Genomic DNA, 26574 nt, shown 5'->3' with positions numbered 1-26574 from the left:
AATATAAGTCATCTTCAAGTCCTAGTTAAGAGACTCAAGAAATCTGTCAAGTCTTGCCACTGTTCTGTCGGCACCGATAACATTCATGATGGTAAAGAGATCCGGTGAGTTCTTCTTTCCTGTTACCGCTACCCTGACCATTGTGCACACATCTGTGATAGAGCCCTTGTATCCCTCAGGGTCAGCTTTGTATTCCTTCACATTAGGGCAGTAGCCAAGTCCTGCTCCCATAGTCTTCATATCCTCAAACCAGTTCTCGGAGTCAAGGAACATATCCTTCTTGTACTCAGTGATAACCTCACGAAGCTGCTCCTTTGTATATTTCTCATCAATCTCATAGTTGAATACCAGCTCGTCATCAGGCACATATATATATGAGAACAATGCCTTAAGATCTGACCATTTGCCCACATCCTTACGAGCCTTCTTGCCTGCTGCCTTCCAGAGGTTGATGGTCTTCATGAAACCTTCCTTATCCGATGTGGCGAAGTCATATATCTGGCTGTCGTATTCCTTTGACCATGTAACAATCTTGTCGTAGCACTTCTCAGGAGTAAATGTTGAGATCATCTCCTTACTTACATCATTTAACTTGACCATGTCAAATAATGCTCCGGATACCGGCATTTTCTTAAGTGAGAGGGTGAAGTCATCTATGGTCTTGTCTGTGTGCTTTGCATGCCACTCCTCGTAATTGGAGTTTGCTATGGTCATAAGGTACTCAAGAACGCTCTCTGATGGGTAGCCCTGCTCCTGATAGAAGCCTACTGCCGCCTCAGGATCCTTACGCTTTGAAAGCTTTCTCTTACCTGTTCCCTCTGCCTTCATGATAGGTGAGATATGAACATATGCAGGCTGCTCAAAGCCGCAGAGATCAAAGAGCTGTTTATGTAAAGGCCATGAAGCCAGCCACTCGTCACCTCTTATTACGGTTGTGGTTCTCATGAAATGATCATCTACCACATGGGCAAAATGATATGTCGGGATACCGTCAGACTTTAAAAGTACCACATCCATAATGTTCTCAGGCATTTGGATGGCTCCTCTTATAGGGTCTGTATATCTTACGTGGTTTCCCAAAACTCCAGGGGACTTAAGTCTTACAACATAAGGCATTCCCGCATTTATCTTCTCTTCTATTTCTTCATAAGTGTAGTTTCTTGCCACTGCATACTCGCCATAGTAGCCTATATCTACCTTAAGCTCCTCCTGCTTCGCCCTGATGGCATCAAGTTCCTCGGCAGTTGCGAAGCATGGATATGCAAGTCCCTTCTTCATAAGCTCCTTAACGCAGATCTGATAGATTTCCTTTCTCTCACTCTGCTTGTATGGTCCGTATATATTCTCTCCGCCCTCAAATGGTCCCTCATCAAAGGTAAGATCAAACTTCTTGAGGGAATTAATGATCTCATTTACACCATCCTCAAGCTCTCTCTTCTTATCTGTATCCTCTATTCTAAGGTAGAATACACCATCCGACTGCTTTGCGATCTTTCTTGAGATCATTGCCGCATAAAGTCCGCCGATGTGCATGTAACCTGTAGGGCTAGGAGCAAATCTTGTTACCTTTGCGCCCTCCGGAAGATCTCTCCTTGGAAATCTCTCCTCAAGCTCCTCTACTGTTCCTGTAATATCTTTAAAAATCAACTCTGCAAGCTTATTGTAATCCATCTCTATTCCTCCGATCTGTCTGCTACATGACCGATTATAGTTGTATAACTCCCTCTCGTCAAATGATTTTATGGACATAGAACTTGTTTTTATTAAATTAATTTAAAAAAATGCTTGCATTATGATGTTTTTATGTGTATACTTTGAAAGTACTAACACGCTTCACCGCGTTGAAGTGTCAAAGATTCATTTTATAAGACCGGCTTATGTAGTTACGAATATCAACACAGAACAGGAATAAGACATTAACCGGCAGATCAAAAAAGGAGGAAACGAATATGATAGGCGGAGATATGATCACCTACAGACCTGATATTCAGGTGCTTGACGCAACAATAAGAGACGGAGGACTGGTAAATGACTTTTATTTCAGTGACGAATTTGTAAAAGCACTTTATGAAAGCAACATCAGAGCCGGTGTGGATTATATGGAATTCGGCTACAAGGCCTCCAAGGAAATGTTTGACGTGAATAAATTCGGCAAATGGAAGTTCTGCAACGAGGAAGATATAAGAGCCATCGTCGGAGAAAACAACACAGATCTCAAAATCTCTGTTATGGCTGATGTTGGAAGATGTGACTTCAAGAAGGATATCATCCCTAAGTCTGAGAGTGTTATCGACCTGATAAGAGTTGCAACATACATCAACACCATGCCTGCTGCCATTGAGATGATAGAGGATGCCCACGCAAAGGGTTACGAAACCACCTGTAACATCATGGCGATCTCAAAGGACCAGGAATGTGACATCGACCTGGCGCTTGATCTTCTCGGTCAGTCAAATGTTGACGCCATCTATATTGTAGACAGCTACGGCTCTTTGTACCCTGAGCAGATCAAAAAGCTTACGGAGAAATATGTAGCTGTCGGTGAGAAGTACAACAAGAAGATCGGTATCCATGCCCATGACAATCTCAAGCTTGCATATGCCAACACCGTAGAATCCATGAGAAGCGGGGCAAGCATGCTTGACGCAACCGTAAGCTGCATGGGAAGAGGTGCAGGAAACTGTGCACTGGAGTTACTTCTGGGCTTCTTAAGAAATCCAAAATACAACCTGTACCATACACTTAAATTCATAGAGAAGTATATGGTTCCTTTAAAGGAAAAGGGAGACGCCGTATGGGGCTTTGATGTTCCATATCTGCTTACAGGAATGTTAAACCAGCACCCAAGAGAGGCTATAGATTTCATCAAGAATAAGCGGCACGATTACGCTGAGATGTACAGCTTCCTTCAGTACAGAGATTAACCTCCGTGTAATTTTAAAAAAGCTTTCACATTTTAACGGGTGACATCATTTTGAAGTGGTGTCACCCGTTCTTATATCATATCTTCTATATCATATTATAATTATTTTATACATTTAAATTTTGGGGGCAGGCTTAAAATATTAACATGCCCTGTCCTATGAGCACATTCTACAGAACCTTCAGCGCCCCGGTATTTGCCAGGAACACATCCAGTGCCCTTTTAAGCTCTTCGTCAGAAGCCTTTAAGCTTCCGGCTACAGAGCTGTTGCCCATGCTTCCGAACCTGCCCACAAAGGTTTTGAATTTCGTTGACGGCTCATATTCGTAGCAGTCATACAATGAACCTCTGTCCATTCCTATGGTATCGCAGAACTTAAGAAGGTGGCTTCTGGTTATCTTATTCTCAAAGAAGGTCTTGATGTTAGTGTCCATGCCAAAGTGTCTTACGGAAACCGTGTCCAGATAAACATCCATGGTACAAAGGATATTTCTCGAGCTGTTTCCTATCATTATGGTGTATACACCCTCTTCGCTGACAAAGCTCTTATAATCCTCATCAAAGTAGGCGAAATCCGAAAGGCTCAGCCCAAACTCCACCCTCTTCGTCTCACCATACTCAAGTCTCACCTTCTTAAAGGCCTTAAGCTCCTTTGCCGGCTTGTGGATGGTACTGTTTTTGTCACTTATATAGAGCTGCACCACCTCTGAGGCTGTTCCACGGTCTGCAGGTCCGCAGTTCTTCACATCCACAGAGATCCTTATTTCATCGGTGAATACAGGGAGCTTCATATTGCTGATATTTCCCTTTCTGTCCACAACATCCACTGATGATACAGGCATGTCACACTTCATATTGCTTATATCGAAATCACAATAGGACAGTCCATATCCAAATGGATATAACGGCTCAACCTCACGCTTGTCATAATACCTGTAGCCCACATATATTCCCTCGCCGTAGCAGGTTCTGTAACCGTCTCCCGGGAAGTTAAGGTATGCAGGAGTGTCCTTATATCTTTTAGGAAATGTAAGAGGCAGCTTACCGGAAGGTGACACCCTGCCGCAGAGTATATCTGCCATGGCATCCCCCCCTTCCATACCCGGAAGGAACATCATGAACAGACCATCAAGTTCATCTATCCAGCCCATAAGGTTCACAGGTCCGCAGGTATTCAATATAAGTCCTATCTTAAGTCCCGGATTACGTTTCTTAAGTATCACCATGCGGTCAAGGAGCACCTCATCCTCAGGACGGAGCCTCATATTCTCCCTGTCATTTCCCTCCATACCGGGAACTCCTGCCACACAGAGTATGGTGGAACAGTCCTTAACATTATCCGGTGTAGGAAACTGCAAGGTGACATTCACTCCGTTTTCCCTTAAAGAGTCATACACGTCACTGGTCCTGTCTGTGGTTATACCGGCACTTCCCGTACCACAGTCTATGGTGTGCTCTGCACTGCTTCCACACAGAGATATGAACTTCTCTCTTCCTGCCGTCTGGACAAATACTGAATCTCCGCAGCCCCCATTTACATCCAAGGGGAATATCCCATTATCATTCTTTAACATTACTATGCCTTCACAGGCTGCGTCGTATGCCGCCTTGTCAGACTTCTTGGCTATCCACCCGGTTGTCTCCTCGTAGGCGTCAGGCTTTGCATAATTAACCAGCACCGATACAACCCTGGCAGCATTTTTTGTAAGCTCCTCTTCCGTAAGCTCTCCGGAATTAATGGCATTCATAACTTCATCAATGGCTACAGGTCCCGGCATGTTCACATCATTTCCGGCCTTAAGTGCAGGTATCTGGTTATAGACAGCTCCCCAGTCGGAAACAACCATGCCGTCAAAGCCCCATTCCTTTCTCAGCACATTATCAAGAAGCCACTTGTTCTCTGTACATGCCACGCCGTTTATCTTGTTATAGGCCGACATGAAGGTAGCAGGTTTTGCTTTCTTAACACAAGCCTCAAAGCCCTTAAAATATATCTCCCTTAAGGCTCGCTCCGATATCATCTCATCTATTCCCTGACGGTTGGTCTCCTGATTATTTGCAGCGAAATGCTTTATGTTGGAAGCCACACCCTCAGCCTCAACACCCATGGAAAGCTCCGGCGCCAGTTCTGCTATGAGGCACGGATCCTCGGAAAATCCCTCAAAGAGTCTTCCGTTTAACACGTCCCTGTGGATGTTGATGTTAGGTGTTCCAAGGAGCATATTGATACCGTGGGCTCTCGCCTCTCTTCCAAGGGCATGTCCCACCTCTGATACAACCTTAGGATTCCAGGTTGCTCCAAGGAGCATGCCTGTAGGAAAGCATCCGGGAGCCATGGTCTCACCATGTTTATTTGCCGTGTTTTCTGCAAATCTTCTGTCCAGCTCCTTCTTTGCTATCTCCCTGAACTTCATCTCCCGGACATTAAGCCTCTCCGGATGGAAATAATTATTTATTACTTTCTTAAGCTCTGTGGGGGTCATGGTATTCACCATGTCAAGGGTCTCCGGATCGGCACCCATGTTCTTTATCATAGAGAAAATATCACCTATAAGCTGCTCGTAATTCATTCCTGTTCCCCCATCAAGAACATTAAGATGGGGAATATCATATCTTGGTATCCCGGCTATCCCGAAAAAGGTCTCGCCGCATACCAGTCTTGCCTTTTCTTCTATCGAAAGCGAATCAACAATATTTTTTACGATCGGTTCCATACATCGTCCTCCTTTTCTAATATTTATTACACATTACTTTTTCATTTTTATCTATATTATTTTAATCCGTCACAGACATTTTACCGGCATCATTTTCGGCACTGTTCCACCTGCTTTTTTACAATGGATCTTATACCTGCGTGAGAACTCTCTTAACCGAGCTTCTCCAGCCGGCAAGTAATGTCTCTCTGTCCTTGTCACCGACCTTTGGGTCAAATTCCCTGGCGATGCTCTGATTGTCCACAAGCTCTGCCCTGTCCTTGTAAAATCCTACTGCAAGCCCTGCAAGATAGGCGGCACCAAGGGCTGTGGTCTCGGTTACGGCAGGTCTCTTGATGGTCGCATTTAATATATCTGCCTGAAACTGCATAAGGAAGTTGTTGTTGCTGGCTCCTCCGTCCACCTTAAGGGTTACAAGCTTCATATCTGCATCCTCTTCCATGGCCTTTATGACATCATGGGACTGGTACGCCAGAGATTCGACCGTGGCCCTTATAAAATGGGCTGCCGTAGTTCCTCTGGTAAGCCCGAACACCGCGCCTCTTGCATAGGCATCCCAATATGGGGCACCAAGACCTGTAAATGCAGGAACTACATACACACCATTGCTGTCAGGAACCGACATGGCGATTCTCTCTGTGTCCTCAGCCTTTTCTATAAGCTTCATCTCATCCCTAAGCCACTTTATGGCTGCACCTGCCACGAATACACTCCCCTCCAGGGCATACTGCACCTTGCCGTTAATTCCTATGGCTATGGTGGTTAAAAGTCCGTTCTTCGACACAACTCGCTTGCTTCCTGTATTCATAAGAAGAAAGCAGCCCGTACCGTATGTATTCTTGGCGTCTCCCTCGTTAAAGCAGCACTGACCAAACAATGCAGCCTGCTGGTCTCCGGCAACTCCCGCTATGGGAACCTCCGCACCGAATATCTTCTCATCGGTATAACCATATATCTCACTGGAATTCTTCACCTCCGGAAGCATGGAGGCAGGTATGTTAAAGAGCTTTAACAGCTCTTCATCCCACTTTAAGGTATTTATATTAAAGAGCATTGTCCTTGAGGCATTGGTGTAATCCGTTGCATGAACCCTGCCTCCTGTAAGCTTATATATAAGCCATGTATCCACAGTTCCGAATAACAGTTCTCCTGACTCCGCCCTTTTTCTGGCTCCCGGCACATTATTCAGTATCCACTCTATCTTGGTAGCTGAGAAATAAGGATCCGCAATAAGTCCTGTCTTCTCAAGGATCATGTCTCCGTATCCTGCCGCCTTTAATTCCTCTATCCTGTCGGCTGTCCTTCTGCATTGCCACACAATAGCCCTGTACACCGGCTCTCCCGTGTTCTTGTCCCACACAATGGTAGTCTCACGCTGGTTCGTTATCCCTATTGCCGCTATGTTTTCTCCGGATATCTGGCTCATGGCCTTCACCTCAGACATGACCGCTACCTCTGACGCCCATATCTCCAAAGGATCCTGCTCCACCATGCCATTTGCAGGAAAATACTGTGTAAATTCCTTCTGTGCCACTGACACTATATCCCCTTTTCTGTCAAATATTATCGCTCTGGAACTGGTGGTTCCCTGATCCAGTGCCATTAAATACTCCGCCATTACTTACCCTTCTCCTTCACATGTTCTTTCTCACTCCGTGATCCAGCCTTCCCGGATCTCCTTCTGTGCCCGCTCTATCTCTTCCTTCAAGCCCCTTGCGGACATCCTTAGGGCTCCCTGCCCCATTATTATAAGCTGCTCAAGCCCGTCGGAGGTAGCCACCGTTACCTTGTTCTTCCGTCCCAGCCTGTGGGTGGTCTTCTCAATATACATATCGGCAGTCTCCGCCTCCTTGGTATACACCACATGGATATTGTGGTACATGGACACCTCTCTCTGCTGTCCCTTAACCTTGTATGCGTCAAATACCAGTATCAGCTCACAGCCCTTGTAGCCCTGATAATTACAAAGGGTATCCATGAGAGAACTTCTTGCAGCGTCAAGGTTTATCTTAGATAACTCCTTAAGCTCGTCCCATGCAAATATTATATTATATCCGTCCACCAAAAGATATTCTTTTCCGTCAGTATTCTTCTTAAAGGCTCCGGATTTTCCTATTCCTGTATCCGCAGGTCTTCTTCCGGCACTTCCGTTCTTTTTACCGGTAAATGCCTTATCTCCGCCTTCGTTTTCTGCGGTCCCTGTTTCCTGTCCACCGGATTCCTCCGTCAGCCTGCTGTGCCAGTCATAGCCTGAGTCGGTGCGGTTTCTCACCTTTGCCCCGGTCCTTATATCCGTTGTCTGATACGACCTGGCGAATATCTCCATGATCTCATCCTCTGTTATGGTGGCGTCATAGGACTTTCTCTTTGCCTCCGGAATATATTTCTCAGGGTTTTTAAGGGCTTCCGGATTGTTAAATATATCCTCGCCGCTCTCATCATACTCAGAAAGTCCCACAAGGACAAATCCCTTGTCCTCCTTAACATGCATATTCTCATATACCTGCTGCCATGGAACTATATATCCGCTGCCGTGGGCACAGAATACAGAGGATGAAGGATCTCTGGTGTCAAGCTCCGGATCGTATCCGATCTTAGCCACCACCTCGTCCTGGTTGTGACAGGGCATATAACCCCCAAGGCTTACACTAAGCCTCCCCAGTCCATGGGTGTAAGCAATAACATCCTTGTGATATTCCCGCATGGTTTCTACAGGGCATTTGCCCGTTATAAGGCTCACGCCGTCCCTTACCATCTCCGGCTGGCAAAACTCCCCGCTCATTCTGGTTATGTCTGCCATGGCACGTCCTATCTGTGCGTCCGGTACCTCTAACTTAAAATCATAGTAAGGCTCAAGAAGTATGCTGTCCGCCATCATAAGTCCCTGTCTTACTGCTCTGTACACAGCCTGTCTGAAATCACCGCCCTCGGTGTGCTTATTGTGGGCTCTTCCGGCAGTAAGAGTGAATCTTATTCCTGTAACCTCAGATCCGGTAAGAACTCCCCGGTATTTTCTCTCCTTAAGGTGAGTGAGAATCAGTCTCTGCCAGTTCTTGTCAAGGACATCCTCACTGCACACGCTGTCAAATTCATTTTCCATTCCGGGAATAGGCTCCATAAGGATATGAGCCTCCGCATAATGCCTTAAAGGCTCAAAATGTCCAACTCCCATAACCGGAGCGGCTATAGTCTCCTTGTAGGTTATCCTGCCCTGACCGAAGCTTACATATATGCCGTATCTCTTCTTTATTATATCCTTCAACACCTCAAGCTGGATGTCACCCATGACCTTAATGTGTATTTCCTTCCCCGCCTCATTCCATAGCACCGCAAGGGTAGGATCCTCCTCCTCAAGCTTCCTTATGTTGTCAAGAAGCACATAGGGATCAGTGTCCTCAGGATATATCATCTTATAGGAAAGCACAGGAACCAGCTTCTTATCCTCGTGCCCCGGCTCATGCCCAAGTCCCTCGCCGGCATAGGTTCCGGCAAAGCCTGTAACGGCACACACCATTCCGGCATCTGCCTGTTCCACGGTTCTGAATTTCTCTCCGGAATATATTCTTATCTGGTTCACCTTCTCGTCACTGTCAGGATAAAGGGTATCCCTGATGGCAAGGCTTCCCCCTGTGATCTTCATATGGGTAAGCCTGTTGCCCTTCTCATCTCTGGTTATCTTATATACCCGGGCACCGAACTCCTCCGGATATTCTTCGGGAAGCATATATCTGTCAAGAAGCTCTATGAGATAGTCCACTCCCGTAACCTTAAGTGCGGAACCGAAGCAACATGGAAACACCTTCCTGTCTGCAATAAGTTTTCTTATCACATCGTCCCCAACCGTCCCTACGTCCAGATAGGTGTTTAATACATCCTCATCGGTCATGGCGATCTCTTCATCCCTGTCAGAATCCTCCTCAGAGAAATCAATGCAGCCTCCGGACAGTCTTTTTCTTATGTCCTTCATAAGCTCTTCTCTTGTAAGCCCTGACATATCCATTTTATTGACAAATAAAAACACAGGAACATTATAGTCCTGAAGCAGACTCCATAATGTCTCTGTGTGGCTCTGAACCCCCTCCATACCATTAACCACCAAAACTGCATAGTCAAGGATGGAAAGTACTCTTTCCATTTCTGCAGAAAAATCTATATGCCCCGGAGTATCAAGAAGCGTAACCTCATTTTCCCCGATAACACATTCAGCCTGCTTGGAGAAAATAGTTATTCCCCTTTCCCGCTCCCTGTCATCGGTGTCAAGGTAAGCATCCTGATGATCAACTCTTCCTAATTTCTTTATCCGTCCTGTTTTATAAAGCATTGCCTCAAGTAATGTTGTCTTTCCCGAATCAACATGGGCAACCACTCCCAATACCTGTCTGTTCATGTATATATTTTGCCTTTCCGTAGTAACTACTCTTCTGTATCAAAGCCAAGCTCCATATCCAGCTCATCCTTTTCCCTGCTCATCTCTACGAACATTTCAGGGTACAATCTCTGCTTACGTCTCCTGATCTCCCTAAAGAATATGGCAACTATGGTTCCCAAAAGGAATGGGAATACAAAGGTCGCGAATCTGTAAAGTAATGACATTGCCGCAGCATCTGTGCCACCTACTATTCCCGAGAAAATAGCAATAAGCACAAATTCGCTGGACGCGATACCTCCCGGTATGGGGATAACACCTGCCAGCATTATACAGATGGCTGTTATGCCGATGGTCCTGAAGAGATATATACCCGGCTCTCCCCTCAATATAATATAAGGGATTGCGAACCACAAGGCAGACTTGACTACATTGAGCACCAACGCTCCGACTATAACTCCAGGCTTCTTAAGCACAACCTTGGCCCCGTCCTCCATAACCTGGCACTGGGTCTTAAGCTTATCAACGGCTCTGGTGAATTTACCGTGAAAATTTATCTTATCCAATACGAAGTATAGACCCTTGTGAAATTTTGTTGACCCTGCAAATAATACCAGCACCACTGTGATCACCACTGTGGCTGCAACGCCCAGCAGCAGATAATTCTTGTATTCTCCGCACACGCCCATAACATAAGCAAAGTCAAGGCATATGGCAACAACTCCTATGACCGCTATGGATATCTTGTGTATGGCATATTGCACAACATACATGCCAAAGCCCTCGGAGCTCTTAAGTCCGCAGGTTCTAAGGTAGAGAAAAGCCGCAACAATAACGCCACTGCCAAGGGTGGTAACTCTGTAGAAGGAAATAAAATATGTCATGAAATTAGCATCAAGAAATGTTAATTTCGAGTTACTGTACTGGCTCACAAGTATATAGGAAATAATACTTTCTACAAATTCATAAGCCATTGAAGCAAGAAGGATCATAACAAGTATCTTAGGGCTTGTCTCTTTTATCTCCCTGTATATCGGTCCAGCAGAATCCCTGAATGCATATACGACAACACACACAAGGAGCATCACAAATGCCCATTTCAATATATTCTTCTGTTTCTTTGTCATCTTACTCATAAACTATGTACCATACCCTTTGTTTCTAATACAACAATAGTACTATATAATCCCGCCAGAAAATTTGCAATAAATTTAATTACTTTTTTAGATAATAAGCCAAAAACAAAGGCCCTGTACAGATCCGTCAGAGGTAGGGAACCACCTATACAGAAATGTAAGGGCCAATGCAAAGGGCTATTTTTATTTAATTTTCACAATGATCTTTTATTAAGCATAAGTTTAGCCGAAGAGAGGTGTTGAGTAGTATCTGTCTCCGCTGTCCGGAAGAAGAACTACGATAGTCTTACCCTTGTTCTCAGGGCGCTTAGCTAATTCCTTAGCTGCAAGGTATGCTGCACCTGATGAGATACCTACTAAGATACCCTCTGCTGCTGCGATTTCCTTGGCACCTGCAAATGCGTCTTCGTTTCCAATAGTGATGATCTCATCATAAACCTTTGTATTTAATGTGTCAGGAACAAAGCCTGCACCGATACCCTGAATCTTATGTGGTCCTGCAGCACCCTTTGAAAGAACAGGTGATGTTGTAGGCTCAACTGCAACAACCTTAACATCAGGGTTCTTGCTCTTAAGGTACTCGCCTACACCTGTAACGGTTCCGCCTGTACCTACACCAGCTACGAAGTAGTCAACCTTTCCTTCTGTATCCTCCCAGATCTCAGGACCTGTAGTCTTTCTGTGCGCCTCAGGATTTGCAGGGTTTACGAACTGTCCTGCCACAAAGCTTCCCTCTATTGTCTTTGAAAGCTCCTCAGCCTTGGCAATGGCACCCGACATACCCTTGCTACCCTCTGTAAGAACAATCTCTGCGCCGTAAGCCTTGATGATGTTCCTTCTCTCAACACTCATGGTCTCGGGCATAACGATTATCGCCTTGTATCCCTTAGCTGTTGCGATTGAAGCAAGACCTATACCTGTGTTACCGCTTGTAGGCTCGATAATGGTTGCACCCGGCTTAAGAACTCCTCTGTTCTCTGCGTCCTCGATCATTTCCTTGGCAATTCTGTCCTTTACGCTTCCTGCCGGATTGAAGTACTCAACCTTTGCAAGGATTGTTGCCTCCAGATTTTCCTTCTTCTCAATATTTGAAAGTTCAAGTAAAGGTGTGTTACCGATAAGTTCTGCTGCGCTCTTGTAAATCTTTCCCATAGTTTTCATCCATCCTTTCATAAATTATTTTGAAATAATCTTTTGTTAAATTTTAGTATTCCTATCTGTTTACTATGAATTAGTATATACATATAATATATGTATTAACCTACTTTGTCAATAGGTAAATACATATATTTTTTATTTTTATATTCTAATGCTATATTCTCTACTCAAATACCTCTTTTACACTTGAATAGTGAAGAAATTCTCCAGCCTTGCCAAGCTCGGCTATCTCATCTGCAGACGCCAGCTTAAATCCGTCAGTCTCTGCCTCCTGAGGCTTCACATCAGCCTCGGTAAACTGTCCTTTAAATCTGTACACATCAACGAAATAGTTGTCCTTCTCCTCAGGATTTACTCTCTTATATGTGAACTTATATCCACCCTCAAAGTCTGACACATCTATTCCTGTCTCCTCAAGGATCTCTCTCTTTACTGCCTCAAGGGACTCCTCTCCTGCCTGGGCAGCACCGCCGGATATCTCCCAGGCTCCCGGTGCCCATGCCTTTGTCATAACTCTCTTGGTAATGAGAAATCTGCCCTGCATATCCTCTACCACACCGAGAACTGTAAGGTGAAAGTCTCCCGGCTTCATATTCCAGTCATTTCTCTTCATAGTCCTTCCGGTTCTCTCTTTATTGTCATCGTAGATATCCCATATTTCTGTTTTTTCTGCCATTATTACTTTTCTCCTTCATAAAGCTGTAGATAATTATACAGTGCACCGATGAGATTTGAATCATTTTCTCCTTGTCTATACATCATTACAACAAAACCCGGCAGTCATCACCGGGTTTTATTAAAATATATATTTTGCCTGTATCACCGGAAAAATCCGGCTCACATTATGGTTTTGTATTATCTTATTATCTTAGAGGTTTTCCTTTATCTTGGCTGCAATGCCCTCTGCGTCAAGTCCGAATACATGGAGGAGTTCCTTTGCAGGGCCTGAACATCCGTAGGTATCATTTACACCTATTCTTGTTACCTTTGTAGGGTACTTCTCTGAGAGTACTTCCATAACCGCACTTCCGAGACCACCGATTATAGAATGTTCCTCTACTGTGAAGATACGTCCGGTCTTCTTTGCTGCATTTATTATAATGTCCTCATCAATAGGCTTGATGGTATGGATGTTGATAACCTGGGCATCTACGCCTGCTTCCTTCAACATCTCTGCTGCCTTAAGGGACTCTGATACGCATAAGCCTGTGGCAACGATGGTTATGTCCTTTCCACTTTTTAGCTCAACACCCTTTCCAAGCTCGAACTTGTATGTGTCAGGATCATTTATAACCGGCAGAGCAAGACGTCCGAATCTCATATATACAGGGCCTACATGCTCGTATGCGGCCTTTACTGCTGCCTTTGCCTCTGTGTCGTCACATGGATTGATAACAACCATTCCCGGGATCTCTCTCATAAGAGCGATATCCTCGTTACATTGATGGGTTGCACCGTCCTCACCTACCGATATACCTGCGTGGGTTGCACCGATCTTAACATTTAAGTGTGGATATCCGATACTGTTTCTGATCTGTTCAAAGGCTCTTCCTGCTGCGAACATTGCAAACGAACTCATGAACGGAACATATCCGCAGGTTGAAAGACCTGCTGCAATGCCTGCCATATTGGCCTCAGCGATACCGCAGTCAATATGCCTCTCAGGAAATACCTTCTTAAAGGTTGCTGTCTTGGTTGCCGCAGCAAGATCTGCGTCTAAAACAACCAGATTGTCATGTTCTTTTCCTAATTCAACCAGAGCATTTCCATAGCTGTCTCTGGTTGCTACACTCTTATTCTCTATCACAGTGCTGCACCCTCCTTCTCAAGCTCTTCAATAGCTATAGCATGCTCTTCCTCACCGGGAGCCTTTCCATGCCATCCCACATTGTTCTCCATGAAGGATACACCCTTACCCTTAACGGTATGGGCAATTATTGCTGTAGGCATGCCCTTTGTTGCCTTTGCCTCCTTGAAGGCTGCGTCTATCTCATCGAAATCATTTCCATTTATGTTGATAACATGGAAATTAAATGCCTCAAACTTCTTATCTATAGGATATGGTGAGCATACTTCCTCAACAGTTCCGTCGATCTGGAGATTATTGTTGTCAACGATCACCAAAAGGTTGTCAAGCTTTCTTGCCCCTGCGAACATGGCAGCCTCCCAGATCTGTCCCTCCTGTATCTCTCCGTCACCGCAGAGACAATAGGTACGATAGTCCTTTCCTGAAAGCTTTGCTGCAAGAGCCATTCCAACGGCTGTTGAAAGTCCCTGTCCCAGTGAACCTGATGACATATCCACCCCCGGAATGTGCTTCATATCAGGATGTCCCTGAAGGTATGAACCCACATGTCTTAAAGTCTTAAGGTCTTCCACAGGGAAGTAACCACGATTTGCCAGTGCCGCATAGTAACCTGGTGCCGTATGTCCCTTTGAAAGTACGAAACGATCTCTGTTCTCGTTCTTTGGATCTTTCGGATCAATATTTAACTCCTCAAAATAAAGATAGGTAAATAAATCCGCTGCTGATAATGATCCACCCGGATGTCCTGACTTGGCACTAAATACCGCATCAACAATGTCCTTACGAATCTTCACAGCCTTTTTCTGAAGCTCTAGCTTGTTCATGGTGCATCTCCTTTACATTTTTCAGTATATATCATTTCCGTAGGCGTCTATATGAACCCACACACAGCCATTATAACATTTTTTTCCTTGCTGTCATCATTTTTCGGCAAATATATATATCTATTTTTTTTGTGATTTTATGTTGAGAATTTAGCAACAAATATATTGCAAAGCGCAGGCCGGTCCATATATCCCATTTCTACATATTTACCACATTTCTGTTCTCACCCTTTATAAAGGACTTTATATTCTCGGCAACCTCAGCTATGAGACGTATCCTTGCCTCTGTGCTTGCCCATGCCATGTGAGGTGTGATCACAAGTCTGTTGCTGTCCTTTATCTTCGAAAGAGGATTTTCCTCCTTCAAAGGCTCAATCTCCAGCACATCAAGTCCTGCCGCTGCGATCTCACCATCCATCAGTGCCCGGTACAGGTGGGAATTATTCACAACCGGTCCCCTTGCCACATTTAACAGCACCGCAGAGTTCTTCATCTTCTTCATGGCGTCAAGGTCTATAAGGTCTTTTGTAAGGTCTGAAAGCGGGCAGTGGACAGATATAAAGTCCGACTCCCTTAACAGGGTATCAAAGTCCACCCTCTCATAATCCTCACAGCTATTCTTTCCTGTTACGGAATAATATATGACCTTACATCCGAAGCTCTCGGCTATCCTTGCAGTTTTCTTTCCGATATTTCCAAGACCTATTATTCCCCAGGTCTTACCATCAAGCTCTGCAAACGGCTTATCAAAATAAGAGAAGGCTCCACTGGCGGTATACTCGCCGCTCTTCACGTACTCATCGTAGTCCCTCATATGCTCCACCAGATAAAGTGCCATGGCAAAAGTATGCTGTGCAACTGCATTTGTAGAGTAATTGGTTACATTGCACACCTTTATACCCCGGCTTCTGCAATATTCAATATCCACATTGTCAAAGCCTGTGGCAAATTCACAAACCAGCTTTACATTCTTACAGCCGCCTATGGTGTCTTCATTTATCTTAGCCTTATTTAATATGATGACATCTGCATCCCCTACCTGGGCTGTGATCTCATCATACCGGGTTATGGGATAGTACTTCACTTCTCCAAGTTCTTCAAAACAGCTTACGTCCACGTCTGTTCCCACACTGTTTCTCTCTAAAACTGCGATCTTCATCTTTACTGTCCTCTCACAAATATATTGCTTTCACTTAATATACTGGTCTCACTTAAATACCGCCAGATTCATAATATATACAAGCCCATGTATCAGATCATACAAAATCTTCGAACTCGATCTCCGACGGAAGTCTCAGATCGCCTCGTGGGCTTACGGATACACTACCCACCTTCACTCCGTCAGGCATACAGTTTCTCTTGAACTGTTGGCGGAAGAACCTTGTGTAGAACACCTTAAGCCACTTGTCTATTTCCTCATCGCTGAACTTGTATTCGTCGCTCTGCCTTACTGCCTCTCTGGTAAGCTCCCTTATCTCATCCGGCTCCATTCCGTATCTTAAGGTGTAATACAGGAAGAAGTCGTGGAGCACATAGGAGCCTACGGTGTCCTCCGTCTTCTGGGCAATGGTTCCGTCCGGATTCGGAGGAAGCAGCTCAGGGCTTACTGGTGTGTCGATTATATCCTCTATAACCGGTGCAAGACCTGCAAATCCATTCTCATCCATATCGTGGCCTATCATATCCACAAGGGTTCTTACAAGGGTCTTAGGTATGCTGGTATTTACCGCATACATGCTCATGTGGTCTCCGTTGTAGGTACACCAGCCCATTGCCAGCTCTGACAGGTCTCCGGTTCCTATTACGAAGCCCCCTGATTTATTTGCCACGTCCATAAGAATCTGGGTACGTTCCCTGGCCTGACAGTTCTCATAGGTTACGTCCTTTATCTCCTCATCATGACCTATGTCGGCAAAATGCTGTCTCACAGAATCCACAATGCTTATCTCTCTTATATCGCATCCAAGGAGCTCCATGAGCTTGTGGGAATTTCCCTTTGTCCTGCCTGTGGTTCCAAAGCCCGGCATGGTTATTCCTATAAGGGTCTTTGACGGCAGCCCCAGGTTCTTCACTGCCTGGGCAGATACCAGAAGTGCCAGGGTAGAATCAAGTCCTCCTGACACCCCTACAACTATGCAGGCTGCATGGGTTGCCTCAAGTCTTCTCTCAAGACCTGCCACCTGCATTCTGAATATGGATTTTGCCCTTTCAAGTCTGCTATGTCCCGGTACAAACGGTGTTATGGACACCCTTGCAAGGATATCCTCCCTTTCCGGGAAGTCCCGTTCACACTTCACGGTTATATATTTGTCATCTTCCACCCACTGTTTTTTGCTGGCGGCAAAGCTTTTATTTGCAATCCTGTCGTGTCTTATCTTAGCAAGGTTAATGTCCTTTAAAAGACTGCCATCCTCAAAAGGCTTCACCTCTCCAAGAAGCTTGCCGTTCTCATAGATAAGGCTGTGTCCCGAAAATACTATATCCGAGGTGGACTCATACTTTCCTGCGGATACATACACATAGCCGCAGATACATGAAGCAGACACGCTGCTTATAAGATTTCTTCTGTACTGTTCCTTTCCAATGACCTCATTTGAGGCAGAAAGATTAAGGATAACCTCTGCCCCGTTCATGGCAAGAAGTCTTGATGGCGAAAGTGGTGTCCACACATCCTCGCACACCTCTATGCCAAGCTTTACATTCTTGCCGGAATTTCCGTAATCGATCACAATATCATTTCCGAATACCGCGCTGCTGCCGTCAGGAAGTGTCAGCTCCCTGTTCTTCACAAATCCCTCCGAGAACCATCTCTTCTCATAGAACTCTCCATAGTTAGGGAGAAATACCTTTGGAACCAGGGCAATCACCTGTCCATTTGCAAGGAAGGCTGCACAATTATACAGGTCTCCGTCGATCTCATAGGGAATTCCCACCACCAAAGCTGCCGGCTCTATGTCGCTCTGTCTGTACACTCCATCACCTATAAGCTCCTGCCCTGTGGTAAGGGCTGCCAGCTCAAGAAGTCCTTCCTTTGCTCTGTTAAGAAGTCTTCTGTTGCAGAACAGATCGCCGCAGGTATATCCCGTAAGTGAAAGCTCAGGAGTCACCACCACATCAGCCTTATATCTGTATTCTTTATATAATTTTCTGATCTCATCCACATTAGCTGTCACATCCCCTATATGTACCCGGGGTACAACTGTGGCAGTTCTGAATAAATTTTTCATTCCTGTCCTCCTAAATTGTCATCAGCCTCAGTATCACTGCTTATTTCCTCAGTTGTTGTTACCTGGGTAGTCGTCACCTGTGTGGTTGCCTCGGTGGTGCCCTTATCGCCACCCTTGTTGCCCACGAAGCCCCTTATTATGAAGCATGCAATAACAAATACCAGAAATGCTGTTCCCACTATGGTATTGGTCCTGCTGCTCCAGCCCTTTAAGGGCTTTGTGTATAAACCGCCCCTGTTCTCTGTTTTTGCTTTTTTCTCATTCTTTTTCATACCTATCCAAACACCCTTCTGAACACCGGAATTTTTCTTACAATAAATACTATCAGTACAGCAGAGAAATAAATTGCAAATGGCATACCATATCTCCAGGTTCTTGACATTATATCTATGTCCAGATTTTTCTCTGCGTAGTACATAAGTATCTTATGTATAAGATATACGCCAAAGCTGCAGCCTGAAATAGCTGATACTATCTTCACACCGGTTCCCTTTATGAACCTATCCCATGGTATGGACTTTATCAATACAAATACGCCTACTGCCAAAAATACATTATAGAACATGGAGCACCCTTTTATAGATGTATCATATTTTCCTATCTCCGCAGACTTCTTTAAGGTATATATATATCTGAAGGAAACTCCGGCAATTCCAAGAACATAGCAGATAAGTCTCTGCCATACCTTAAGGTCAGCCGTGGCAAGAAGATATCCCAGAAGTACGAATATCATAAGTCCTCCGGATATTGGCACTGCCATGCTTATATTTAAACCAAACAATGTCTTAAGTGCCGGTGCAACAGACACGAAGAAGAAGTTCACGCCTGTAGCATACCATAACAGCCTTCTGTTGTCTGCAGCCAGTGAGAATATAGGCATTGCCAGATAACAGCCGAACAGTGGTATGAAGTACCAGAATATTGCCTGTTCCCTGTAATTAATTATTATGTTGAATATATCCACAGGATCATGGGAGTCTAACACCATCTGCTCTGTCTGTACCTTCCACACCAGATACACAACACTCCATATAAGAAACGGAACAACCGTCCTTAAAAATCTTTTTTTCATGAACTCGGCTGTGGTATATTTTTTTCTGTAATTTAAGAGATTTGCACCACTTATCATGACAAATACAGGAACCACCCAATACATTCCGCACTCGACAACCAGGCTTTCCCTCCAAAGCGGAGTATCCGAATACCTGGCCACAAGAGTGTTGCTATGGTGTATAAAAACAACGCAGAAGCACGCCATGATATTTAATATATCCATATACAGATATCTGCCTTTTTTTCTCTTTGCCACTGCATTCCCGGTTATTTTATTATCAGTTTCCTTGCTCTCAGCCACTTCACTTTCCTCCTAGACCTCTAATGAACATAATTGTGTATATTTACGCTGCCGATGACTTTTCCCGCACTCTTAACAATAAGTCTTGTGTTCCCTTCTTTAACGGGCTTCACCGTCATGGAAAGCAGATCAAAGCTGCATATACTTTCATCCTCCACCAGTATCTCTACATCCTTGCTGCAGTAAAATGGTGTGATATAAGGAACCACAACTTTACCCTTTTCCTCACCTATGTAAATATCTTCCACAGTGTTTCCCGTACAGTCCTTAAATACCGCAGTCTCCGCAGAACCGGTATCCCCTTCAATGATCCTGTACATGCTCTTTACCGCATTTATTCCATTTTCGTTATGTCCAAGCTGGGTATAATGCTTGTCTGCCCTGACATCCTCTATACAATCCGGTATGCCTGTAACTGTATTATCCGGTCTCAGGTTATATGTAAGCTCACCTTCAGGATATGCATTTGCAAAATATTCCTTTACCTTGTCATCCCTGATCCAGTCAATGTTCTCATCGGATACAATATATACATTATCGTAATCATTGCTGTAAGCGAGATAATACTGGGCGATCCTTGGACCTGTCATATATATGTCTATAGGGGAAAGGGCACTTGCAATGCCTGCCCTCTCAGGTATTACGCCCCAGTATTCTATTCCGTAATTCTCATCAAAGGCTTCCCGCACATCCTTATAAAAGCCAATGTACGCCTCACTGTCACGCTTCCTGTCGGCAGAGCCCTGCTGCCACAGCATTATGATATGGCCTCTGGTATAGTGGCCGGCCTCTATCTCTGCATTGTAGACCTTATAACACTGCTCCATTATCTTTGAAGCCCTGTTATACTCCCACTGACCCACAGACCAGGTAAACATTGAGGTTCCGCTGCAGGCAATATTTGCAAGCCACACCTTGTCACCTGTAAGCCTGTTCCACTCATATGCTGCAGCTCCGTCCATTCCGTGCTTACCGGCACCATCTTCATTAAGGGTGTTTACCGGATACTTAAGCTCCGTACCTGCTATAGATGTATTCTCCATAAGATTTCCCGGGACAAATGTCTCCACATTATCCTCGGTACATTCTGTCATCTCGATGCCTGTAAGACGCTTCGCCACACCTATATCCTTTGGGAAATAAGAAGCGTAGCTCTGTCCCTCAGGGACTGCCACGGTATTGTTTAGGTTATAGTCACTGCCTGCACTGCATATACCCTCAGCATTACTCTGACCACCAATATATATCTGGGTAAGAACCGCCGGCTCCACATCTACATACACAAGAACTGCCCGACATCCCTTAACACTCTCCTTAAGACTCCTGTCAGCACTGTCCCTTGTCAGACCTGCAAAATAATCCCTTATCTTATCCACATCCTCCGATGGAGAAAGGACTACCACTGCCTTTCCGGTTCCCACAGCCTTTATCTTTTCAGAGTCAACAGTCACATTTTCCTCATCATAAACGTCCTGTACTACGCCTGCCTTAACCTGCTTTGATGTGGAAGCCCCATTTATTACAAATGCCGCTTCATACGCTAAAGAAGTGCCCTCTCCTGTTGCCTTATCATACATAAGGTCATCTGTACTTACTATATCTCCATATTTTAGAACCACATGCCTGGTTTCCGATATATCAATATCATCTTTTACCCACTTTGGAAGGATCTTCTCAAATTCCTTTTCGTAATACTCGTCCCCACTGTTCCTGTAACACAGGAAATACCAGCCTGCGCCTGCCACGCAGAAGGCACAAAATAACAATATGACGATCAACAGGATCACCTTTGCTCTGCCATGGTCATCACTATATTCCTTCTTTAAATCTCTTAACATCCCATTGCCTTTCTTTATGTATGCTCTACTCTGAATTATACATATTTAAGAATATATTGCAACTTTTAAGAAATCTCTGTAGTAATAGACTACCAAATTTGCTATACTTTGTGTGGTGACATTTGTCACACGCTTATACAAAAGGATATTATTACTATGTATTTTGGATTTCTGATATTTTGCTATTATCTTATATGCTACTATTTTCTGTTCAGAATTATCACCTGGATCAACAAGGTACTTCCCCATACGACCAAAGAGCTTGTCCGAGAAAAGCACATGCGTCTCATTGAACGACGCAAGCGTACTCTGTCTGTAAAGAAGCTGATCATCCTTATAATAGTATGGTTTATCATAGTTTCAATCAACATGATTGCCTTTTTCATGCCGGTTGGCAACAAGGCCGAGATCTACTTCCATAACTTTGCAAATACTCTCTTTGGTGCAACCCTCATAATGCTGTTTGTGATTGTTATCATCGACCTGTTAAGACTTGTGATAAGAATTGCCCTGAGAAAGGAAAAGCGATATAAAGCCATACTTAATAACCAACGCTTTATATGGGGATGTGCCATAGTGACATTTGCCCTTGGAGTTATAGGCTCTGTGTATGGGCTTATCCATGCCCACTATATCAAGGACACCTATTATGATGTGACCATCTACAAGAATGTGGAGCTTAAGGAAACTGTGTCGGGGAAGACTGATGAGCTTAAGATCGTACTGGTTGCCGACCAGCACCTTGGCACTATAATGGGTGCTGATGATATTGAAAATATGGTTGAACATATCAATGCCATGGAGCCTGATCTGGTGTGCTTCGCCGGAGATTTCTTCGATAACCATTTTGAAGATATTGACGATCCCGACAGGATAATCGCCGCCCTAAATACCATCACAGCCCCTTATGGCTGCTACGCATGTATGGGCAATCACGATGTAGATGAGCGTCTGCTGTCAGGCTTTTCTGCTTACTCCTATACCCACGCTCTGCAGGATCCGAGATTTGTCAAGTTTCTTGAGGATTGTGGTGTGACTGTGCTCCAGGATGAAACATATCTTATTGATGATTCCTTCTATCTGATAGGACAGAAGGATTACGAGAAGCCGGGAGATGGTACCAGAAACCGTGCCTCCATAGAGGATCTGACGGAATACCTGGATCAATCCCTTCCTATAATCGACCTGAATCACGAGCCAAGAGAGCTTATGAGAACTGCAAATGCAGGTGTGGATCTTCACTTAAGCGGTCACACCCACAACGGCCAGTTTCTCCCCCTTTCCCTTGGCATAAATCTTGTATGGGAAAATCCCTTCGGCGTAAAGGAAGTCACCCCCGGCAGATACAGTATCGTAACCTCCGGAGTAGGTGTATATGGTCCTGCCTTCAGAATCGGCACCGACGCAGAGGTTGTGTGCATAACCGTACACTTTAAGTCAGCCGGAACGGAAATAAACAATTAAGCATTCAATAATATATACATTATGCCATAACATCAAAAGACCGGCTTTTCAGCCGGTCTTTTAATATAATGATTATAGGTCAAATATTCTTTTTATGCTTTGACCGCCCAACGAAGCTTGGTGGATCTGGCTCTTCCGTTGTTCCTGCACTCTTCAGCACCGGGTCTTATCACATCCGTTGCGATATCGCTGAACAGGCCAAGCTGCTTGTATGCCTTGAAGGCCTTCTTCACCAGTCTGTCCTCCCCGGAATGAAATGTGAGTATTGCAATCCTTCCGCCGGGATTCATAATATCCGGAAGACTGTTAAGAAATGACTCAAGCACCTCAAATTCACTGTTCACATCTATACGAAGTGCCTGAAATACTCTCTGGCAGGTCTTCTTAAGTATATCCTTCTTCTCCCTATTATCAGGAAGAAACTCCAGAGCCTTTTCTATGGTTTCCCTGAGTTCTGTTGTGGTTGATATCCTTTTATCCTTTCTTATCTTCTTTACGATCTCTGCAGCTATCTCAGAAGCATATGGCTCGTCAGAATTTTCCACCAGCATGCCCTCGATCTCCTCCTGGCTTAACTCAAGCAGTCTGTCCGCTGCGGAGATACCCGCCTGAGGGTTAAGTCTAAGATCCAGCGGACCGTCAAGCTTATATGAAAATCCCCTCTCCGGATTATCTATCTGCATTGATGAAACACCCAGGTCTGCCAGGCAGAAATCAAAGCAGCCATACTTCTCTGCTATCTTTGCCACATTTGCAAAGTTTTCTGATACAGGGGTAAATATATCCTCTCCGTAACCTGCCTTCCTTAACCTTTCGGTGGTCTTAACGATCTCTATGGGATCCACGTCAAGGCCGTATATGTGTCCCCTGCCTTTAAGCTCATCCAGCATCTTTCTGGTGTGTCCGCCATAGCCTAAGGTTGCGTCCACCCCCTGCTCGCCCGGCTGTATCTTAAGGATATCCAGGATCTCCTTTACCATTATAGATATATGCATACCGGCAGGAGTACTGCCCTTGCTTATAACCTTCGCCACGGTATCCGCATACTTTTCAGGATTAAGCTCCTTGTATTTTTCTTCAAATTTTCTTGGATGAGTGCCCTTATATCTGACTCTCCGCTTATGCTGTTCTTCCAATTCTAAGAATCTCCTGTTTCCTGTATTTCTTACTGCTCAGAGTTGTTATCAGCCTGCGAAGCTGCCGGGGCAATATTCTGAGGCTCTGCAGGTGTTACACCGCCCTGTATATTCTGATTAAAGCCCTGTGGGTTTGGCTGCATACCTCCCACGTTGTTTTGGTTGAAGCCCTGCATGCCTCCCATATTGTTCTGATTGAAGCCCTGCGGGTTTGGCTGCATGCCTCCCATATTGCTCTGATTGAAGCCCTGCGGGTTTGGCTGCATGCCTCCCATATTGTTCTGGTTGAAGCCCTGCGGGTTTGGCTGCATGCCTCCCATATTGTTCTGGTTGAAGCCCTGCTGCATATTCGGCTGCATGTTTTGCTGGCCATACTGATGATTTCCGCCCTGGTTCATGGCAGCTTCCATTGACTCAATCCTTGCAATCTCCTGGTTATGTCTGTATATGGCGTCCATGGATCTCTTGGCATTGTCGTAGAACTGTACCACCTCAGGATCAGGATTATTTACATATTTATTGAAATAATATCTACCGATCTCTGTATACTGTCTCTCGATATTATTCTCCTCTGACTTGATATTACTCTTAAGCTTAGTCTTCTGGGCAGCATATCTTGTACTGTCTACTGCCTGATTTGCGAACATCTTTGCGCTTTCAAAAAATCCCATTTTATTTTCCTCCTTATAAAATCAATAGCATTTAATATAACAATATCCATGGTGGTCTTTTCACCGATCCACCATGGATATTGTGATTTTTTTCTATGTATGGTCTGTATTAATCCTCTATATACTTGTTGAGGGTCTCTACAACATCATTTAAGTTATATGGCTTCGCGATGTAGTCATCAAGCTTGTTCTCAAGGATCCTCTCCTTATCACCGAACATTGCCCTTGCTGTGACTGCAATGATAGGAAGTCTCTTTCTCTTCTCCTTAAGCTCGATCTCACGAATCTCCTGAGTAGCTGCGATACCATCCATTACAGGCATCTGAACGTCAAACAATGCTGCATCGTATACCTTCTGCTTGAAGAGCTCAACAGCCTTCTTACCGTTATCTGCTATATCATATGAGAAGCCTGCCATTCCAAGGAGCTTACCTATAACCTGCTGATTAACAGGCTCATCCTCTGCCACAAGAATCCTTGCCTTGCTGTGGGCATTTATTGAGAATACCGCCGGTGACTCTTCCTTCTTCAGGAACTCATCAACTGCATCATCTGCCGGCTTAACTATCTTCATAGGAACTTCTACTATGAATGTTGAACCTATATCTTCCTTACTCTGTACCTGGATCTCACCACCCATAAGCTCTACGATCTGCTTTGTAATGACAAGTCCGAGACCTGATCCGCCGTATCTTCTTGTATCCGATGAATCCACCTGGCTGAATCTTATGAAGAGCTTACTCATGTTAGCCTCTGATATACCGATACCTGTGTCTGCAACAGCCATACGGATCTTAACCTTATCTGTATCACCCATGTCCATGGATGTGATTTTTACTCTTACACTTCCGTCGGCAGTGAACTTGATAGCATTTGAAATAAGACAATTAAGCACCTGCTGTATTCTCTGTCCATCACCCTTAACAAGCTTAGGAATGTTGTTGGAGAATGAACAATCAAGCTGAAGTCCCTTGTTTGTTGCAATAGGAACCTGTGCTGCAACGGTTTCCTCAACAGCCTGCTTAATGTCAAATATCTCCTCCTTGATCTTGTACTTTCCTGCTTCAAGCTTACTTATATCAAGGATATCGTTAATAAGTCTCAGCAATGTGTCTGCACAGTTCTTGGCTGTAATAAGGTTATCCCTGTAATCAGCCTGAAGATCCTCAGCCATAAGTGTAAGCTGGAGCATACCAAGTATTCCGTTTATAGGAGTTCTTATCTCATGGCTCATATTCGCAAGGAATTCAGCCTGGGTCTTGTATGCGGCGTTAGCGTCCACAATAGCCTTGCTGAGCTTGTTCTCTGTCTCCTTCTGCTCTGTCACATCTATTACAACCATATTGATGTAATCTGCCTCAGACTTATACATAACGGTATTAAATACCTTCTGGAGAGATTCCATTGTAATCTCAACATCCATGAGATCTCCCTCTTTTGTACCTGAAGTGTTGTATGCATTAAACCATGCATTTATATCCTGAAGCACCTCTATCTTACTTTCACTTAAGTTCTTGTCTGCGTAATCCGACACATCAAGCTTGAAGTACTCGCCGAAGATTTCATTTGCATCAACGATCTGAAAGCTTGTTCCCGATGAACTCTCGATTATCTTAGCCTGTGCAAATCCTATAGGAAGATTCATGAACAGCTTCTTATACTTGTCACCACTGGTTCTTGTTCCCTTAGGCTCACCGCATAACACGAAAAATCCACCAAACACTGCCACAGCAGCCAGCACACCAAAGATGATGGCAGGAACACCCTTTCCTGCAACGCCTAAAATTCCTGCAAGTAACGCAAGAACCGCGGAAACACCGGCTACCGGTTTCCATCCCAATTCCTTAATCTTATCCATTGCTACACCTCTGTCATAATATATTTTAGCCCCCGTCGTGAAACCACGACACATACTGCTTTTATTATAATATAATCCATCATCAAGGTCAATGACAG

At 44.6% G+C, this 26574-nt stretch carries 19 protein-coding genes; 2 read left to right on the top strand and 17 right to left on the bottom strand.

Going from position 1 to position 26574, the window contains the following annotated elements:
* Positions 1–21 precede the first annotated feature (21 nt).
* Positions 22–1671, bottom strand: coding sequence for a glutamate--tRNA ligase (gltX, locus tag DXB54_RS02670; RefSeq protein WP_118694153.1), 1650 nt, complete (start codon positions 1669–1671; stop codon positions 22–24).
* Between the two features lie 278 nt (positions 1672–1949).
* Here gltX and DXB54_RS02665 point away from each other — a divergent pair, with 278 nt between their 5' ends.
* Positions 1950–2924: an aldolase catalytic domain-containing protein gene (locus DXB54_RS02665; RefSeq protein ID WP_021938521.1), complete on the top strand. Its 975-nt coding sequence runs from the start codon at positions 1950–1952 to the stop codon at positions 2922–2924.
* Between the two features lie 169 nt (positions 2925–3093).
* Here the strand turns inward: DXB54_RS02665 and DXB54_RS02660 are convergent, their stop codons facing one another.
* The 13 genes from DXB54_RS02660 to DXB54_RS02600 all read right to left on the bottom strand — a co-directional run bounded on the left by DXB54_RS02660 (position 3094) and on the right by DXB54_RS02600 (position 21347).
* On the bottom strand, positions 3094–5637 hold the full coding sequence (locus tag DXB54_RS02660) for a glycoside hydrolase family 3 N-terminal domain-containing protein (RefSeq protein ID WP_118694152.1): 2544 nt from the start codon (positions 5635–5637) through the stop codon (positions 3094–3096).
* A 130-nt stretch (positions 5638–5767) separates the two neighbouring features.
* On the bottom strand, positions 5768–7255 hold the full coding sequence (gene glpK, locus DXB54_RS02655; RefSeq protein ID WP_021938519.1) for a glycerol kinase GlpK: 1488 nt from the start codon (positions 7253–7255) through the stop codon (positions 5768–5770).
* Between the two features lie 30 nt (positions 7256–7285).
* A complete protein-coding gene (locus DXB54_RS02650; protein WP_118694151.1) occupies positions 7286–10024 on the bottom strand; it encodes a translation factor GTPase family protein in 2739 nt (912 codons plus the stop codon).
* A 26-nt stretch (positions 10025–10050) separates the two neighbouring features.
* Positions 10051–11139: a lysylphosphatidylglycerol synthase transmembrane domain-containing protein gene (locus tag DXB54_RS02645; RefSeq protein ID WP_021938517.1), complete on the bottom strand. Its 1089-nt coding sequence runs from the start codon at positions 11137–11139 to the stop codon at positions 10051–10053.
* A 222-nt stretch (positions 11140–11361) separates the two neighbouring features.
* A complete protein-coding gene (gene cysK, locus DXB54_RS02640; RefSeq protein WP_021938516.1) occupies positions 11362–12291 on the bottom strand; it encodes a cysteine synthase A in 930 nt (309 codons plus the stop codon).
* A 169-nt stretch (positions 12292–12460) separates the two neighbouring features.
* A complete protein-coding gene (locus DXB54_RS02635) occupies positions 12461–12973 on the bottom strand; it encodes an NUDIX hydrolase (RefSeq protein WP_021938515.1) in 513 nt (170 codons plus the stop codon).
* 192 nt (positions 12974–13165) lie between these two features.
* Positions 13166–14104, bottom strand: a complete 939-nt coding sequence (locus DXB54_RS02630) for a transketolase family protein (protein WP_021938514.1) — start codon at positions 14102–14104, stop codon at positions 13166–13168.
* On the bottom strand, positions 14101–14928 hold the full coding sequence (locus tag DXB54_RS02625) for a transketolase (RefSeq protein ID WP_021938513.1): 828 nt from the start codon (positions 14926–14928) through the stop codon (positions 14101–14103). The genes DXB54_RS02630 and DXB54_RS02625 overlap by 4 nt, the downstream gene beginning before the upstream one ends.
* Positions 14929–15127: 199 nt before the next feature.
* The gene (locus DXB54_RS02620; RefSeq protein ID WP_118694150.1) at positions 15128–16087 is read right to left on the bottom strand and encodes a D-2-hydroxyacid dehydrogenase; all 960 of its coding nucleotides are present in this window, start codon (positions 16085–16087) and stop codon (positions 15128–15130) included.
* A 97-nt stretch (positions 16088–16184) separates the two neighbouring features.
* A complete protein-coding gene (locus DXB54_RS02615; RefSeq protein ID WP_118694149.1) occupies positions 16185–18155 on the bottom strand; it encodes an NAD(+) synthase in 1971 nt (656 codons plus the stop codon).
* Entirely contained in the window at positions 18152–18427 is a 276-nt protein-coding gene (locus DXB54_RS02610; RefSeq protein ID WP_118694148.1) for a hypothetical protein, read from the bottom strand. Before DXB54_RS02610 ends, DXB54_RS02615 begins: the two co-directional genes overlap by 4 nt.
* Positions 18428–18429: 2 nt before the next feature.
* Positions 18430–19509, bottom strand: coding sequence for an acyltransferase (locus DXB54_RS02605; RefSeq protein ID WP_118694147.1), 1080 nt, complete (start codon positions 19507–19509; stop codon positions 18430–18432).
* A gap of 20 nt (positions 19510–19529) precedes the next feature.
* Positions 19530–21347: a hypothetical protein gene (locus DXB54_RS02600; protein WP_118694146.1), complete on the bottom strand. Its 1818-nt coding sequence runs from the start codon at positions 21345–21347 to the stop codon at positions 19530–19532.
* A gap of 156 nt (positions 21348–21503) precedes the next feature.
* Here DXB54_RS02600 and DXB54_RS02595 point away from each other — a divergent pair, with 156 nt between their 5' ends.
* The gene (locus DXB54_RS02595; RefSeq protein ID WP_118694145.1) at positions 21504–22811 is read left to right on the top strand and encodes a metallophosphoesterase; all 1308 of its coding nucleotides are present in this window, start codon (positions 21504–21506) and stop codon (positions 22809–22811) included.
* A gap of 92 nt (positions 22812–22903) precedes the next feature.
* On the opposite strand, the gene rsmH is transcribed toward DXB54_RS02595, so the two are convergent.
* From rsmH to DXB54_RS02580, 3 genes are all read right to left on the bottom strand, one after another.
* Complete coding sequence (gene rsmH / locus DXB54_RS02590) at positions 22904–23947, bottom strand: 16S rRNA (cytosine(1402)-N(4))-methyltransferase RsmH (protein ID WP_118694144.1); 1044 nt, start codon at positions 23945–23947, stop codon at positions 22904–22906.
* A gap of 29 nt (positions 23948–23976) precedes the next feature.
* Complete coding sequence (locus DXB54_RS02585; RefSeq protein WP_118694143.1) at positions 23977–24618, bottom strand: hypothetical protein; 642 nt, start codon at positions 24616–24618, stop codon at positions 23977–23979.
* A 109-nt stretch (positions 24619–24727) separates the two neighbouring features.
* A complete protein-coding gene (locus tag DXB54_RS02580; protein WP_118694142.1) occupies positions 24728–26476 on the bottom strand; it encodes an ATP-binding protein in 1749 nt (582 codons plus the stop codon).
* Positions 26477–26574: the final 98 nt, after the last annotated feature.

Source organism: Coprococcus sp. OM04-5BH (assembly GCF_003482105.1).
Taxonomy (GTDB): Bacteria; Bacillota; Clostridia; order Lachnospirales; family Lachnospiraceae; genus Coprococcus.
Note: the sequence above shows the minus strand (reverse complement) of the source record. Positions and strands in the feature narration are given on the sequence as shown.